The following is a 15,495-nucleotide window of genomic DNA, read 5'->3' on the forward strand; positions in this document are numbered from 1 at the left end:
TAAAGGTGTTTTGCTTTTATGATTATCAGTTAATTACGAAAATAATAAATAGCTAATATTAATCAGTTACCTTTATAAAAAATATAAATGAACAAAGGCGGACCAATTATTATAATCGAAGACGATCTGGACGATCAGGAAATTTTAACTGATGTTTTTAATGAGCTTGATTATAAAAATGAAATTATCTTTTTTACCGAAGGTGAAAAAGCATTAGAATACTTAACCTCTACACAAGTAGAACCTTTTATCATTTTTTCTGACATCAATATGCCAAAACTAAGTGGTATGGAATTGCGGGATAAAATTCATGAAAACGAAGATTTAAGACTTAAGTCAATCCCCTATTTGTTCTTTTCTACAAGCGCAGAACAAAAACACGTTGTAGACGCCTATTCAAAATCAATTCAGGGATTTTTTGTTAAACCTACGGATTATAAAGAAATAAAAAAAACCATTAAAACAATTGTAAGCTATTGGGAAACCTGCGTTTCACCAAACTATGTAAAGTAATAAAGCTTATTGAATAAATAACGAATAATTTTAGAAACACCTTTAAACACAAAGTTTAGAGGTGTTTTTTTATATTTTAATTTTTCAGGAGCAAATAAATTGTATTCATCACAAATGCAGTCCCGCTGTACACTATATCTTTTCCTGTCTAAAAAGCCAGTAAAAGGATGCCGTTTCCATCGGGGCTATTCCAGAAATATACTATTATAAAACCACTTTTTGTATAGAAAATATTATCTCAAATCTTTTTTGATAACCAAATATTTCAAATCTGTATCGCCAACATTACTAATTCCGTGTTCTACATTTGGCGGACAATAAAAACTGGTATTAGGACCGGCTGTAACTGTTTTTCCGTCAAGGTAAAATTGTGCTTTACCTTCGAGAATGTAAAAAAGTTCTTCTTCAATATGATGATGTGGCGCATGAGTAGATTTTCCAGGTTCAACAATACTCATTTTGAGTGTGTTTTCCTGAGTAAAGTTTTTATCTGCGAACCAATATTGGTAACCCACTTTTGTTTTTGTGGCGTTGTCCAAATCAAAATGATTGACACAATTTTCAATAGTGTATTTTACTTCGGGTGTATTTACCTCTTTTTTTTGCTGCTGAGATTGTACAGATTGTTGAATCATCAACATAACAATTGTAACCTTGATAGCTGCTGTTGTTTTCATCTTTTTTTTGTAATAATACAAAAAAAATACAATTGCTGTTTAAAATTATAATAATCGTAAAAGATGACGTGTCCTCTATAAATAAAACTTAAATTTTGAATTTTGTTTTGAATATACGTAGTTAACTACATATATTTGCGTGCAAATTATTTTTGCCTAAAACCAAATAAATCAAACGCCGAAAATGAACAATAATAGCAGTCTAAACGATATAAAGAATATTATTAAAGTAGAAAAAGTAATAGATCATAGCCAAATTGAAATCGCATTTGCAATTAGAAAACAAGTGTTTGTAGAAGAGCAGAATGTATCGCCGGAACGCGAATCGATGGATGATGAAGATGCAATACATTATGTTGCAATAGTAAACGGTGAACCAGCCGGAGCGGCGCGATACCGTAAAATGGAAAAAGGTGCAAAAATTGAAAGAATTGCTGTTTTAAATTCCTTTAGAGGAAAACGAATTGGCGAAGCAATTTTATTGAAAATATTAGACGATCTAAAAAACGAAGAAAAAGTCTATCTCTACGCTCAGGTAAATGCCAGTCAGTTTTATATCAAAAACGGATTCAGACAAACTGATAATTATTTTCTGGATGCCGGAATTGAACATGTCGAAATGGATTTTATAAAATAAACATTAAAAACATCATTTGATCATAAATCTGGACTAAAGTCCAGCCCTACAATATTTATCATTCCTTCGGAATTTTACGATTTATGTGTTTATGCTTGTAAATAAGAGCCAAAGGCTCGTCCTATATTGTAGAGCTGGACTTCAGTCCAGTTTAATAGGCGCATAGTTTTATTATGAAATACGCAATGCTTTTTTAAATTGGGATGGAGAATTTCCGGTACTTCGCATCATGAATTTATTAAAATGACTACTATCAATAAACCCCAAATCATTACTAATCTCTGAAAAAGTCAAATTGCTTTTGGTCAGTTTTTCGGTAATCACTTTCAGTTTCGTCTGCTCGATATAATCTCTCAGCGTAATATTTAAATTGTTTTTAAAATACTCTCCTATATAATGGATAGAAACATTAAAATGATTCGCCATTTCTTTTTTCTTTAACAAATGCGGGTTAGCAATATTTGACCTTATGTAACTTAAAATAGTATCAATCTTCAAAACCTCAGTTGTCTGAATATTTAAATTACTATCCTCTATACTGGCATTTCTTCGAATAATCTTAATAAGCGACATCATTAAACTTTTGATTATAATTTCGTTTTGTCCTTTTTGCTTATCGACTTCTTCCAATATTTTTAAAATAAGTACTTCGCAGAAAGCCTTATCGTCTTCAAGAAAAATCAAATTTCCATTGGTCTGATTGTGGTAATAAAACAACTTCTCGATTTCTTCGATCTCTTTTTTGTTCGAAAAAAAATTAGGCAGAAAACGCAGGCAATGAAACTTCGTTGGTTCAAGTGTCTTAAAAGAATGATAATCTTTTGGCGTAAGCAAATAAATATCATTTTGCTTATAATGGTGAGGAATCGAATTTAAGATATGATTTCCGGTTCCGTATTCAATATATAACAACTCGAAAAAATTATGCCTGTGAACTTCTTTCTTCCAGGTAAGTTCTTCGACAGAATAAATTTCAAAATCTTTGTATATAAAAAAGGTGTCTTTCATAATCCTTAATTTTTACAAATATAACCTATATTTTTACATCAATTAATGATCGGGAACCTATTTACTTTGCAGGAGAAATTAGAACTCAAAATACTACAATATGAACTCAGAGACAATAAAAATAGGAATTCTTGGACTTGGTGGAATCGGCGGATTTGTTGGTGCTCCATTGGCTAAAAAATATAAAAATAGTGATACTAAAATTATATTCATTTGCAGAGGTGAAACCAAAAAAGCGATTCAAAGCGAAGGTTTATTATTTGAATCTAAAGGCACCGCAGAAACTATATTTCCGGATCTGGTATCAGATAACCCAACAGAAATTGGAATTCTGGATGTATTAATCCTTACCTGTAAATCCTATTCTATAAACAGTATTTTATCTACTTATAAAGATTGTATAAACGATCAAACAATCATAATCACTTTGCAAAATGTGGTAAATGCCAAAGAAATAATACGACAAACGTTACCAGAAGTGGGTCAGATTATGGAAGGCTGCATTTATGTAGCTTCGAATGTAAAGAAACCCGGATATATCCAACACATTGGCGGACCTGGAAAAATTTTCGTTGGCGGAACAGAAAACAAAACCTTAATTGATTTATTAACTGCCGGAGGTTTAGACATAACTTATGTTGCCCATATCAACGAAATATTATGGAAGAAATACTTGTTTGTTGCGCCAGTTGCTGCCATAACTTCTGCTTATAAAGTTACTTTTGGTCAACTTCTCGAAGATCAAAACCTAATGCACATTCTTGAAAATATGATGCTAGAAATTCAATCACTTGCCAGCAAAAACAATATCATTTTGACAAATGAGGATATTGAAACAGCTAAAGACTTGTTGACTAAATTTCCGTTTGAATCTAAATCATCTTTACAATTGGATTTTGAAAATCATAATCAAACCGAAAAACAATTTTTGGTGGATTATGTGATTGAAAATGCTAATCAATATGGAATTGAAACCCCATATTATAATGGTGTGAATGAAAAAATAAATACTCTTTATGGGGTTTCTTAACATGAAAATAAGACTTTTATCTTAACTTTGTTCATCAACTTTAGTAAACTAACATCATGCAAGCAATTAACATCACAGCATATACCGAAGATGCTTCTCAAATAGAAGCTGTAAAAGCTTTTATGAAAGCGCTAAAGATAAAGTTTGAAATAGCGAATGTAAAACCATATGAATTATCTACTGAACAACAGGAAATTTTAGATAGTCAAATTAATTCAGACAAAAGTTTATATACAGATGCTGAATCAATATATACCGATTTAAAAAAGAAATATGAATTATAAGATTATCGTTTCTCCAATTGCATTAAAAAACATTGAAGAAGCTGTTGAATATTATATCTTAAAAGCAACTAAAAAAGTAGCTTTGGACTTTCTTAATGACTATAAAAGTATTTTCAAAGCTTTACAAGTAAATCCATTCTATCAATTTCACGATAATAATTATCGTTTTTTACCTTTTAAAAAATTTCCATATGTAGCTTTTTTTATTGTTGATGAATTATCGAAAACTGTTTTTCTAAATGCAATTTTTCATACTTCTCAAAATCCTGAAAAGTATCCCACAAAATAAAAAAGATAAATTAGGTTCAAAACCAAAATCTCATAAAAAAGACAACTTCCCGACTAGCCACGATCGAAACGGCATCCTTTTATGGTGGTCCCGAAGCCTCGGGACAACATAAAAGATATAGTGCAGAGCGGGACAAATGGTCTTAAAAACACAAAAAATATCTGCTTCTAAAAAAGTTTAAAATTAAAAAAGTCCTTATAATTAAAGGTTTCAAACGATTTTTAATACTTGTCTATACAACAATAAGAAAATATTATGACAAATTTATTTCATAATCAGAAAAACCGCCATACATTTGCCTAACGGTGTTAAACAATTTAATACTCATTAAAAATGGCAAGTAAAGATCGAATTTTAAGACAAAAAGAAGAGACAAGAACTAATATTCTTGAAGCTGCTTATGCTATCGTCAAAGAAGAGGGATGGCAAGGTCTGAGTATGAGAAAAATTGCTGACAAGATTGAATATACTGCTCCAATTATTTATGAATACTTTTCGAATAAAGAAGCAATTTTAAATGAATTAACTGGAAAAGGCTTTATTAAGTTAGCAAAAGAACTACAGGAAGCCCGTGATAAATTTGAAAAACCGGAAGAACAATTAGAAGCCATGTGGATGGCGTATTGGGATTTTGCATTTACAGATACTGAAATGTATCAGGTAATGTTTGGTGTACAAATGAATTGCTGCTCACAACAATGTTCAGCTCAGGAAAGACCTTATAAATTATTTACTTCAGTAATTGCTGAGATCATGCAAAAAAGCAATCCTACTGATGAAGTAATCAAGCAAAAATATTTTACATTTTTCTCTGTTATTCATGGTTTGATCGCCATAAATATCATTAACAAAAGTGAAATAATGGAAACTATTAACAATCAAATCTTAAAAGATGCGATTGGAGGAATTATAAAATCAATACAATAAAAAAAATTTCATTTTAACTTAACAGTGGTAAATGATTTAATGAAGTAATTTAGCAACTATTTTTTTACTACTTTACTTAACACTGTTAGAAAATTTAATACAGTAATACAGAAGCTTTTTTTTCTACTTTACTTAACAGTGATAAATAATTTAATACCAATTATGAAATAGAATTGGAAGGCATCATTATATGGATTTCTGTACCAATTTACTTAACAACGTTAGATAATTTAATATAATTAAATATGAATTTTGAGAATGCCAGAATACCACAATTTCTAAACAACAAGAATGTCCAACAAATTAAAACCAATACTAAAATGAAAAATGTAATTATAACCAGTTTTATTCTGGCACTAGTGCTAAGCAGTTGTGCAGATAAGTCACAGGCTCCTGCAGCTCCGGCTCCACCCTTATTACCAGTTTTAGCGATCACAAGCGAAAACACGACTACAGATGCTGAATATCCAGCTTCTATACAAGGAACTGTAGATGTTGAGATTCGCCCGCAAGTAAGCGGAAACCTGGAGAGAGTTTTTGTAGACGAAGGTGCTTATGTAAGTAAAGGTCAGACTTTATTTAAAATAAACGAACGCCCTTTTCGTGAGCAATTAAACAATGCATTGGCAAATCTTCATGCTGCCGAAGCTGCTTTGATAAACGCTCAGTTAGAAATTGACAAATTAACGCCCCTAGTACAAAACAAGGTGGTTTCTGATTATCAGTTAAAAACAGCTAAAGCTTCACAAAAAATTGCTGCTGCAAATATCGAACAAGCAAAAGCAATGGTGGGATCTGCCAAAATTAATTTAGGATATACTAATGTTACAGCTCCAGTGAGTGGTTACATAGGAAGATTACCTAAAAAACAAGGAAGTTTAGTTTCTGCAAGCGATATTGAGCCATTGACAAACTTATCTGATGTGCATGAAGTGTTTGCTTATTTCTCTTTAGGCGAAACAGATTTCATCAACTTTAAAGCACAATATGCCGGAAACAGTTTAGGTGATAAACTAAAAAAATTACCTCCGGTTACTTTGATCTTAGCAGATAACAACGCTTATCCTCAGACCGGAAAAATTGATATGGTAGATGGTCAGTTTGATAAAACTACCGGTGCAATTACTTTAAGAGCGACTTTCCCCAATACTGGCGGGACTTTACGTTCAGGAAATACAGGAAAAATTCGTTTAGGCCTTCAACATGATGATGCACTTTTGGTTCCTCAATCGGCTACTGTAGAAATGCAGGATAAAGTATTTGTTTTCACCGTAAATAAAGAAAATAAAGTAGCTAAAATGCCTATTACAGTTATTGGTAAAAGCGGTACAAACTACTTAATCAAAGACGGTGTAAAATCTGGCGACCAAATTGTATTAAGCGGTATCGATAAACTTCAGGACGGACAAGTAATTCAACCTGAAAAATCAACTCCTTCAAAAGTTGCCCAAATAATTAATAAAAAATAATTTTTACGAAAATGTTCAAAATATTTATACAAAGACCTGTACTCGCAACCGTTATTTCCATTTTATTGGTAATATTAGGTATACTTGGTCTTACGAAGTTGCCCTTACAACAGTTTCCTGATATTGCGCCGCCATCGGTTTTGGTAACGGCAGTTTATCCGGGAGCGAACGCCGAAACGGTTTTACGTTCTGTTGCGCCATCATTAGAAGAATCTATAAATGGTGTTGAGAACATGACTTACATGAGTTCTACAGCCAGTAATGACGGATCTCTTGCTATTACAGTTTTCTTTAAATTAGGAACAAATGCAGATCAGGCTGCGGTAAACGTACAAAACAGAGTTGCTCAGGCAACAAGTCAATTGCCTGCTGAAGTTGTACAACAAGGTGTAACCACTGCAAAACAACAAAACAGTTTTATCATGGCAATTGGTATGTATACCGATGATGAGTCAAAATACGATCAGACTTTTGTTGCCAATTATGCTCAAATCAATATTATTCCGGAGATTAAACGTATTCCCGGAGTTGGTTCTGCCAGTATATTTGGAGGTGTAAAAGATTACTCCATGCGTGTTTGGTTAAATCCAACACAAATGTCAACTTACAAAGTGACTCCAAACGAAATCATGAGCGCAATTCAGGATAAAAGTTTGGAAGCTGCTCCGGGGAAATTTGGAGAAAGAAGTAAAGAAGTTTTTGAATATGTAATTAAATACAAAGGAAAATTAACCAAACCAGAAGAATATGAAAATATTGCTATACGTTCTAATACTGACGGTTCAGTACTTCGCCTCAAAGATGTAGCCAGAGTCGAACTTGGTGCTTACTCTTATAACAGTTTAACACGTTTAAATGGTAAAAAAGGAGTTGTAATTGGTATTATCCAGTTAGCAGGTTCTAACTCGAATGATATTCAGGTTGCGATCAACAAATTGATGGTAAAAGCCTCAAAAGATTTCCCAACAGGAATAAAACATAACATTTTCTATAGTACAAAAGTTGCCTTAGATCAGTCTATTGAGCAAGTTCAGCATACTTTACTTGAAGCATTTATATTAGTATTCATTGTAGTATTTATATTCCTTCAGGATTTTAGATCAACATTAATCCCGGCTATTGCTGTACCTGTAGCAATTTTAGGAACGTTCTTCTTCATGCAGTTATTCGGATTTTCGATCAACCTTCTTACGCTTTTCGCATTAATTCTGGCGATTGGTATTGTGGTCGATGATGCCATTGTGGTCGTCGAAGCCGTGCATGCTAAAATGGAGCACAAACATTTGTCTCCAAAAGTAGCCACTCATGAAGCAATGCACGAAATAACGGGTGCTATTATCTCGATTACGCTGGTAATGGCTGCTGTATTCCTGCCGGTTGGTTTTATGGAAGGCTCAACAGGAGTTTTCTATCGTCAGTTTGCCTTTACGATGGCAATTGCAATTGTAATTTCGGCTGTAAACGCTTTAACTTTAAGTCCTGCACTTGCTGCATTATTCTTAAAAGACAATCACGGAGCACATGGTGATGCAACGTATCAGAAAAAAGGATTTAAAGAAAAATTCTTTAACGGATTCAACAAAAGTTTTGATTCCCTTACCAACCGTTATGTTGGAGGTTTAAAATTTTTAATCCGTAGAAAATGGTTAAGTTTAGGAGGTTTAGCTTTAATTACTGTAGCTACTATCGTAATGGTAAAAACTACTCCTGCAGGATTTATCCCTACAGAAGATCAAGGATTTATTGCCATTGCAGTAAATACACCTTCTGGGACATCACTTGACGGAACTCAAAAAGTAATGACCGAAGCTGAAAACACATTAAGAGGTTTAGATGCTTCCCGATTTGTAACAGCGATTTCAGGTTTCAACTTATTGACGAATTCTACAAGTCCATCTTCAGCAGTTGTTTTCGTATTGCTTAAACCAAATGAAGATCGTGGAGATGTTAAAAATATTGACGAAATCATGAATCAGGTTCGTGGTAAACTTGGAGCGATTTCAGGCGGAAGTTTCTTCGTATTTAGTTTTCCAACCGTTCCCGGGTTTAGTAACGTTGAGGCTTTAGATTTAGTACTTCAGGATAAAACCGGAGGAAAATTGGATAAGTTTAGCGGAATTTCTCAAAACTTCATCGGAGAATTGATGAAACGTCCTGAAATTGCCGTAGCCTTTACCTCTTTCAAAGCCGATTATCCTCAATTGCAATTGGATATTAATGATGAAAAAGCAGATCAGTTAGGCGTAAAAGTAAAAGACATTTTACAAACCATGCAAACCTATTTTGGTAGTGCGCAAGCTTCTGACTTTAACAGATTTGGTAAATATTACCGAGTTGTAGTTCAGGCAGATATCGCTGACAGAGCTGATCCATCATCAATTGACCGAGTTTTCGTGAAAAATAAAACTGGCGAAATGGTGCCAATAAATACTTTAGTAAAACTAACCCGTATTTATGGCTCAGAAACGGCTTCGAGATACAATTTATTTAATTCGATTTCGATCAATGCAATCCCAAAACCAGGATTTAGTTCCGGAGATGCCATTAAAGCAATTCAGGAAGTGGCAGCACAACAATTACCTGCGGGTTATGGTTTTGAATTTTCAGGACAAACTCGTGAAGAGATATCTTCTGGAGGTCAGTCAGCAACGATTTTCTTACTGTGTTTGATATTCATCTATTTCTTACTTGCTGCACAGTACGAGAGTTACATATTGCCATTGGCTGTAATCTTATCAATCCCTGCAGGTATATTTGGAGTATTTGTTGCCATTGGATTAACTGGAATCGAAAACAACATTTATGTACAAGTTGCACTGGTAATGCTTATAGGTCTGCTCGCTAAAAATGCCATATTGATTGTGGAGTTTGCCGTACAAAAACGAAAATCAGGTCAGGCATTAGTAAAAGCGTCAATCGATGCTGCAAAACTACGTCTGCGACCAATTATCATGACATCATTAGCATTTGTTGTGGGATTGATACCAATGATGAGCGCAAAAGGACCATCAGCACAAGGTAACCACTCTATTAGTATTGGTGCCGCCGGAGGTATGATATCAGGAGTAATACTAGGATTATTTATTATCCCGGTTTTATTCATCATCTTCCAACATTTACAAGAAAAGGTTTCTGGAAAACCAGTAGCCGTAATTCATAACGAAGAAAAATAAAAATGGAAAATTATATAACGACATTCCTCGTAGCCATCATCATTGGCATTGGATACATATCCTATAAAATCTCAAGAGATCTGGAAACCAGAAAAGATACTTGTACAGAAATTTAATGACAATCTATAAAATGAAAAATTATATAACCAAAATCGTGATGATCGCCATTTTGATCACGACTATAATATCCTGTAAAGTTTCGAAGGATATTGAAACTCCAAAAGATGCATTTCCTGAAAATTTCAGAAGTGCATCGGTTTCAAAAGATACCACGAGTATTGCTGATGTGGAGTGGAAAAATTTCTTTACAGAAAAAGATATTATTGAGCTCATCGATAGCGCTGTAGCCAGAAATAATGACTTACAGATTGCTACTAAAAATATCGAAATTGCGCAATACAGGTTTACACAATCTAAATGGGGAAATGTTCCTCAGGCAAATTTATTTGTAAACGCAAGCACAAGCAACCCGTCTGATAATAGCTTTACCGGAAAAAATTTAGGTCAGGCTTTAGGCCAAAATCATATCGATGATTATTCTGCCGGAGCAACACTTTCTTGGGAAGCCGACATCTGGGGGAAAATCAGAAATCAGAAAAAAGGAGCTTATGCAGGTTACCTTCAGTCTGAAGAAGTAAAAAAAGCATTGCAAACTACTATTGTAGCCAATGTTTCTAAAGGATATTACAACCTTTTAATGTTAGATGCGCAATTAGAAATCGCCAAACAAAACTTTAAATTAAATGATAGTACAACCAACATCATTAAATTAAAGTACGATGCAGGTCAGGTTACTACATTAGCGATTCAACAATCTGAAGCACAAAAATTAGTTTCGGCACAATTAATTCCGCAATTAGAACAAAACATTGCAATTCAGGAAAATGCTTTAAGCGTACTAACAGGATCATTCCCGAATTCTAAAACAAGAACCACACGTTTAAGTGCTCTTGAAGTTAAAAATAATAATGCAATCGGAATTCCGTCTTCATTAGTAAGCCGCAGACCTGACGTAAAAAGTGCTGAATTAGCCCTTAAAGTAGCCAACGCAAATGTTGGAATCACAAAAGCAGATTTGTATCCGTCGCTTAAAATTACCGCACAAGGCGGAGTAAACTCGTTCGAAACAAGTAGTTGGTTCAACATTCCTGCTTCTCTATTTGGTACCGTTGCCGGAGGTTTAACACAGCCTTTACTAAACAACAAAAAAGTACGAACTCAATATAACATTGCAGTTGCCGAAAGAGAAAAAGCAGTTATAAGCTTCAGACAATCAGTTCTTGTAGCCGTTAGCGAAGTATCTGACGCTTTAGTAAAAGTAGAAAAACTGCAACAGCAAGAATCTTTTCTTAAAGAAAGAGTAAAAACATTGCAGCAAGCCATTAAAAATGCCAATTTGTTATTCAAAAATGGTATGGCTGAATATCTTGAAGTTTTATCTGCACAAGCAAATTTATTGCAAAGTGAGCTGGAACTGGCTAACATAAAAAGAGAACAATTATCTGCCAATACCGATTTGTATCGTGCATTGGGCGGTGGTTGGAAATAATACCCGTACCCGTTAATTATTTTTTTTGAGATGAAAACGCTGTGAGACTTTAGTTTCATGGCGTTTTTTTATGCAGTTGAGAATGGCACGCAGATGACACGGATTTAAGCGGATTTTTTCTTTTTTTACTCTCCTTTTTTGTCATCCTGAGGAACGAATCATCACACACGGAACTCTACAAAGATTGGCGATTTAGTTTGCGGCATTTCTTGTGTGATCCTTCACAAGATTGAGAATAAAAAATCCGCCAAAATCCGCGTTTTTGCGATAGCGAATCCGTGTCATCTGCATACATTTATTACGCAATCCCAATATTTCAGTTTATTTTTTTATTTTTGATCAAATTACTTTTACGAACGAAAAATACCATTTCCATAATTAAAATCAAACCCATGAAAAAAATCGCATGCATCGCTCTTTTAGCTTTATTGTTTACAAGCTGTAAAAAAAATAATCCTGATGAGGAAGTAAAATCAATAAAAAAACCAGTACCTACAGTTTCTGTTGTAAAAAAAGAAACAACAGAAGAGAAAAAAGATAAAGAAGATTGTAAGGATATCGAAGTAGAAATGGGAGCAGGAAGAGAATGTATAATACAAAGTACAGATCTTGAGAAAGCTTATGAAAATATTATAAAAAATAAAGAAGTAGAAGAAACTGAGTTTTATTTAAGTACGATTCCAAGCGAAAATAAATCTGTTGAAGTAAATAAAAATGGACTAATCTCAATTGATTATGAAATTACTAAAGATAAAGTTGCTCTTACTATGAATTATGAAGGCGGTGTAACGAAAGTGACGCTCGAAATAATAAAAAATACAATCAAGAAAAGTATTTATCATTCTGCTGATTAAATCCTAAAATGAAATAGAAAATTATAATAAAATATAGTCTGCATTAAATTCAACCGCTATTAACTTTTAAGTTTTTAGCGGTTTTTTTACAGCAATTCCATCATAATTAAATACTTTTGATGCTATATAATTATTCAAAAAAATGGTAGCTGAACAAAGTAAATATCTCCAGGATTTAAAAACAAAACTAAACAGCTATGCTCCTCTTTCTCAACGAACCTGGGAATTAATAGAAAATATAACAGAATTTCAAGTAGTAAAAAAAGGTGAATTACTTTTAAGAAACGGACAAATTGCAAAACAAATTTACTTTATTGGCAAAGGGGCTTTAAGAGCATTTATAACGGATAATGTAGGTAATACTTATAACAAAAATATATTTCTTGAAGGAGATCTTGCTGGTTCAACCGCTTCTTTAATACAAAAAAGTCCTTCTGATTTTGCCGTTGAAGCACTCGAAGATTCTATACTAATCAATATTAATTACAAAAAATACAGAGAACTGATTTTTCATAATGATGATTTAAAAAATTTCTACATTGCATATTTGGAAAAAAAATGGGTAATAGAAAAAGAGCAAAGAGAAATCTCAATCGTTATGGAAAATGCAACCGAAAGATATCTTGAGCTCTTATCAAAACATCCTGATATTTCTGAGAGAATTGCATTACTTCATATCGCCTCACATTTAGGAATCACTCCAACGCAATTAAGCCGAATCAGAAAAACGCTCGAAAAAGATTTGTAAATCAACATATGTAGAGGTTTCTCATAAAACCTAAAGTTATCTTTGTCTCTCAATTGCATCAAAATGAAAAATCTAAACCTAATCGAAGACAATATTAATAACCTTACCGGATTGTGGCAAACTGTGGGAACCCCTTTTCTCTCCTATCATAAAAACGACCATTTCGAATATTGTAAAATCGAGAATTCCGGCTGGCCTAATAAACTGTGGTTACACAAAGATATTACCAAGAAACAGCTTCCGGATATTATAAAAACCATGAAATTAAATTTAGGTTTGGTTTTACCGTATTGGGATATTTTTGAAACAAAATCTTATGAAATACTTGAGGCTTATGGTTTTGAAATAAAAACCGAACAAGTCGCAATGGCTCTAAAATTAGATCAAAAATTTACGCTTCAAAATAATCTTAGCTTTAAGAAAATTGATACGGAACAAGATGCAAAAAGATGGTCTGATTTATATCCAAATGCTTTTGGTTACGTAATCAGTAAAGAAATCCTGATTCACAATCATAATAATGTTCATTTTTATCTGGTTTTTCAGGAAGATCAGCCAATAGGAACTTTTATGCTTTTTCAAACCAAAAACAATATCGGAATTCACGGCGTTGGTGTTATCCCCGAAATGCGCAGAAAAGGTTTTGCCGAAGAAATCATGAAATTCGCCCTTAATCTTTCTATAGATTTAAAAGCTGAATATGCATTATTGCAAGCCTCAGCAATGGGAAAAGACATCTACACCCGATTAGGTTTTGAGGATTTGTTTGTTATTAAAAATTATATTCTGAAAACGGAGTAAAATGGCACGCGGATGATACGGATTCGCTTTGCGAAAGCGCGGATAAAAACGGATTTTTTATCTTACTTATAATAACTAATCGCAATTTTGTCATCCTGAGGAACGAAGGATCTCACGCGGGATTCTACAAAGATTAGATTCAGATTATGAAGCTTCTAGTGTGATCATTCGTTCCTCAGGATGACAAACTGTACGACAAACTCCATTAAAAAAACTATATTGTCTTCTCTTTACTCTTTACTCTTTACTCTTTACTCTTTACTCTTTACTCTTTACTCTATTCTCTTTCATCTTTCTTCTTTCATCTTTACTCTATTCTCTTTTCTCTATTCTCTTTTCTCTATTCTCACTTTGTCCTAAATGACCTTAAAATAGTCGCAAATAACTATTCCATACAAAAAATAACATTTGTAAGTTTGTAATACATTAACTAATAACCATTTAAAAAACAAACCTATGAAAAAAGCAAAAATTATTTTTTGGATTACTACAATTATTATTTTTTTATTCGAAGGTGTTATGCCGGCCTTAACTTCACAGAGTGAGATGGCAAAAGAAGGAATCAAGCATTTGGGATATCCTGAATATTTTGGTAACGCTTTAGTCGTTTTTAAAATTTTGGGCGTATTGATATTGGTAATTCCACAGATTCCTAAAAATGTAAAAGAATGGGCTTATGCGGGGTTTGGTTTTGATTTTATATTTGCCTGTATAAGTCATCTTGCAGTTGACGGAGCTAATTTTCAATCCTTTTTTCCGCTGATCTTTTTGGTAATCCTGGCCATTTCATATCATTATTATCACAAAATAGAACGATATAAAAATATCGCTTTATAAATTTTTAGAAACGATGATCGAAGTTTTTAAAACAAATGTTCAGGAAGTACAACAATCAAAAATGATTATAGAAAAACTTCTTGAGCATTTTCCAAACAGTTCCATTAATTTTGATTTGGAAGACTGTGATAAAATTTTGCGAATTCATAGTATGTCAATATCAAACAAAATAATTATTGAGCTTCTTAATGCTCATGGCTTTCATTGCGAAGTACTTTTATAAAAAAAAACACAATTACCTGATTTTTAAATTATTAAATTTAAAATTGTAAATTTATCGTGCTAATTATTAAACCAACAGAAAATGAATTTACCAGAAGGACATCAGACTATAATGCCTTATTTAATTTTAAAAGATGCAGGGCAATTTATAGAATTTACAAAAAAAGTATTCGATTCTAAAGATTCTAACCAGCAAGTTTTGCGTGCAGACGGAACTATTATGCATGCCGAAATTATCCTGAACGGAAGCACTATTATGGTAACTGACGAAACAAAAGACTGGACAAGACAAACTGCCAATCTATTTGTTTATGTTCCCAATGCAGACGAAACTTATAAAAAAGCATTAGATAATGGTGCAACAAATCTCATGGGATTAAGCGATCAGGATTACGGCAGAACCTGTGGTGTAACGGATCCATATGGTAATGTTTGGTGGATAACCTCTGTCAGTTCCTAATTTCAATTTCAAAAAAT

Annotated in this window: 16 protein-coding genes; 14 read left to right on the forward strand and 2 right to left on the reverse strand. The window is 33.1% G+C overall.

The annotated features are described in order from the left end of the window. The first annotated feature begins 87 nt into the window (after positions 1 to 87). The gene (locus BXU01_RS14765) at positions 88 to 513 is read left to right on the forward strand and encodes a response regulator (protein WP_083693915.1); all 426 of its coding nucleotides are present in this window, start codon (positions 88 to 90) and stop codon (positions 511 to 513) included. Between the two features lie 233 nt (positions 514 to 746). Here BXU01_RS14765 and BXU01_RS14770 read toward each other — a convergent pair whose 3' ends face one another. Next, positions 747 to 1,190, reverse strand: a complete 444-nt coding sequence (locus tag BXU01_RS14770) for a cupin domain-containing protein (protein ID WP_083693916.1) — start codon at positions 1,188 to 1,190, stop codon at positions 747 to 749. Positions 1,191 to 1,374: 184 nt separating this feature from the next. Between BXU01_RS14770 and BXU01_RS14775 the strand changes: the two genes are divergently transcribed. Continuing rightward, a complete protein-coding gene (locus BXU01_RS14775; RefSeq protein WP_083693917.1) occupies positions 1,375 to 1,827 on the forward strand; it encodes a GNAT family N-acetyltransferase in 453 nt (150 codons plus the stop codon). Between the two features lie 171 nt (positions 1,828 to 1,998). Here BXU01_RS14775 and BXU01_RS14780 read toward each other — a convergent pair whose 3' ends face one another. Beyond that, positions 1,999 to 2,835, reverse strand: coding sequence for an AraC family transcriptional regulator (locus tag BXU01_RS14780; protein ID WP_083693918.1), 837 nt, complete (start codon positions 2,833 to 2,835; stop codon positions 1,999 to 2,001). A 100-nt stretch (positions 2,836 to 2,935) separates the two neighbouring features. On the opposite strand from BXU01_RS14780, the gene BXU01_RS14785 reads away from it, so the two are divergent. The 12 genes from BXU01_RS14785 to BXU01_RS14850 all read left to right on the forward strand — a co-directional run bounded on the left by BXU01_RS14785 (position 2,936) and on the right by BXU01_RS14850 (position 15,478). Next, the gene (locus BXU01_RS14785) at positions 2,936 to 3,865 is read left to right on the forward strand and encodes a ketopantoate reductase family protein (protein ID WP_083693919.1); all 930 of its coding nucleotides are present in this window, start codon (positions 2,936 to 2,938) and stop codon (positions 3,863 to 3,865) included. Positions 3,866 to 3,921: 56 nt separating this feature from the next. Continuing rightward, entirely contained in the window at positions 3,922 to 4,149 is a 228-nt protein-coding gene (locus BXU01_RS14790) for a DUF2683 family protein (protein WP_083693920.1), read from the forward strand. Beyond that, positions 4,139 to 4,438 (forward strand): type II toxin-antitoxin system RelE/ParE family toxin, encoded by a 300-nt coding sequence (locus BXU01_RS14795; RefSeq protein ID WP_083693921.1) that lies wholly within the window; start codon positions 4,139 to 4,141, stop codon positions 4,436 to 4,438. The genes BXU01_RS14790 and BXU01_RS14795 overlap by 11 nt, the downstream gene beginning before the upstream one ends. A 333-nt stretch (positions 4,439 to 4,771) precedes the next feature. Continuing rightward, positions 4,772 to 5,365: a TetR/AcrR family transcriptional regulator gene (locus BXU01_RS14800; RefSeq protein ID WP_056254071.1), complete on the forward strand. Its 594-nt coding sequence runs from the start codon at positions 4,772 to 4,774 to the stop codon at positions 5,363 to 5,365. A gap of 245 nt (positions 5,366 to 5,610) precedes the next feature. Further along, positions 5,611 to 6,834: an efflux RND transporter periplasmic adaptor subunit gene (locus tag BXU01_RS14805; RefSeq protein ID WP_083693922.1), complete on the forward strand. Its 1,224-nt coding sequence runs from the start codon at positions 5,611 to 5,613 to the stop codon at positions 6,832 to 6,834. 11 nt (positions 6,835 to 6,845) lie between these two features. Further along, a complete protein-coding gene (locus BXU01_RS14810) occupies positions 6,846 to 10,007 on the forward strand; it encodes an efflux RND transporter permease subunit (protein WP_083693923.1) in 3,162 nt (1,053 codons plus the stop codon). 130 nt (positions 10,008 to 10,137) lie between these two features. Continuing rightward, positions 10,138 to 11,556 carry a TolC family protein gene (locus BXU01_RS14815; RefSeq protein WP_083693924.1) on the forward strand — a complete coding sequence of 473 codons (1,419 nt, stop codon included), beginning with the start codon at positions 10,138 to 10,140 and terminating at the stop codon, positions 11,554 to 11,556. Between the two features lie 392 nt (positions 11,557 to 11,948). Continuing rightward, entirely contained in the window at positions 11,949 to 12,410 is a 462-nt protein-coding gene (locus BXU01_RS14820; protein WP_083693983.1) for a hypothetical protein, read from the forward strand. A gap of 142 nt (positions 12,411 to 12,552) precedes the next feature. After that, entirely contained in the window at positions 12,553 to 13,158 is a 606-nt protein-coding gene (locus tag BXU01_RS14825) for a Crp/Fnr family transcriptional regulator (RefSeq protein WP_083693925.1), read from the forward strand. A 63-nt stretch (positions 13,159 to 13,221) separates the two neighbouring features. Continuing rightward, the gene (locus BXU01_RS14830) at positions 13,222 to 13,959 is read left to right on the forward strand and encodes a GNAT family N-acetyltransferase (RefSeq protein ID WP_083693926.1); all 738 of its coding nucleotides are present in this window, start codon (positions 13,222 to 13,224) and stop codon (positions 13,957 to 13,959) included. A 456-nt stretch (positions 13,960 to 14,415) separates the two neighbouring features. Further along, positions 14,416 to 14,796, forward strand: a complete 381-nt coding sequence (locus BXU01_RS14840) for a DoxX family protein (protein WP_083693927.1) — start codon at positions 14,416 to 14,418, stop codon at positions 14,794 to 14,796. A gap of 304 nt (positions 14,797 to 15,100) precedes the next feature. Continuing rightward, positions 15,101 to 15,478 (forward strand): VOC family protein, encoded by a 378-nt coding sequence (locus BXU01_RS14850; RefSeq protein ID WP_083693929.1) that lies wholly within the window; start codon positions 15,101 to 15,103, stop codon positions 15,476 to 15,478. The last annotated feature ends 17 nt before the right edge of the window (positions 15,479 to 15,495 follow it).

It is taken from the genome of [Flexibacter] sp. ATCC 35103 (assembly GCF_001975985.1).
GTDB lineage: Bacteria > Bacteroidota > Bacteroidia > Flavobacteriales > Flavobacteriaceae > Flavobacterium.

Excerpts from the sequence above, each read along its gene's own strand:
- BXU01_RS14765 (WP_083693915.1), top strand. The coding sequence starts at position 88 with ATGAACAAAGGCGGACCAATTATTATAATCGAAGACGATCTGGACGAT.
- BXU01_RS14770 (WP_083693916.1), bottom strand. The coding sequence starts at position 1,190 with ATGAAAACAACAGCAGCTATCAAGGTTACAATTGTTATGTTGATGATT.
- BXU01_RS14775 (WP_083693917.1), top strand. The coding sequence starts at position 1,375 with ATGAACAATAATAGCAGTCTAAACGATATAAAGAATATTATTAAAGTA.
- BXU01_RS14780 (WP_083693918.1), bottom strand. The coding sequence starts at position 2,835 with ATGAAAGACACCTTTTTTATATACAAAGATTTTGAAATTTATTCTGTC.
- BXU01_RS14785 (WP_083693919.1), top strand. The coding sequence starts at position 2,936 with ATGAACTCAGAGACAATAAAAATAGGAATTCTTGGACTTGGTGGAATC.
- BXU01_RS14790 (WP_083693920.1), top strand. The coding sequence starts at position 3,922 with ATGCAAGCAATTAACATCACAGCATATACCGAAGATGCTTCTCAAATA.
- BXU01_RS14795 (WP_083693921.1), top strand. The coding sequence starts at position 4,139 with ATGAATTATAAGATTATCGTTTCTCCAATTGCATTAAAAAACATTGAA.
- BXU01_RS14800 (WP_056254071.1), top strand. The coding sequence starts at position 4,772 with ATGGCAAGTAAAGATCGAATTTTAAGACAAAAAGAAGAGACAAGAACT.
- BXU01_RS14805 (WP_083693922.1), top strand. The coding sequence starts at position 5,611 with ATGAATTTTGAGAATGCCAGAATACCACAATTTCTAAACAACAAGAAT.
- BXU01_RS14810 (WP_083693923.1), top strand. The coding sequence starts at position 6,846 with ATGTTCAAAATATTTATACAAAGACCTGTACTCGCAACCGTTATTTCC.
- BXU01_RS14815 (WP_083693924.1), top strand. The coding sequence starts at position 10,138 with ATGAAAAATTATATAACCAAAATCGTGATGATCGCCATTTTGATCACG.
- BXU01_RS14820 (WP_083693983.1), top strand. The coding sequence starts at position 11,949 with ATGAAAAAAATCGCATGCATCGCTCTTTTAGCTTTATTGTTTACAAGC.
- BXU01_RS14825 (WP_083693925.1), top strand. The coding sequence starts at position 12,553 with ATGGTAGCTGAACAAAGTAAATATCTCCAGGATTTAAAAACAAAACTA.
- BXU01_RS14830 (WP_083693926.1), top strand. The coding sequence starts at position 13,222 with ATGAAAAATCTAAACCTAATCGAAGACAATATTAATAACCTTACCGGA.
- BXU01_RS14840 (WP_083693927.1), top strand. The coding sequence starts at position 14,416 with ATGAAAAAAGCAAAAATTATTTTTTGGATTACTACAATTATTATTTTT.
- BXU01_RS14850 (WP_083693929.1), top strand. The coding sequence starts at position 15,101 with ATGAATTTACCAGAAGGACATCAGACTATAATGCCTTATTTAATTTTA.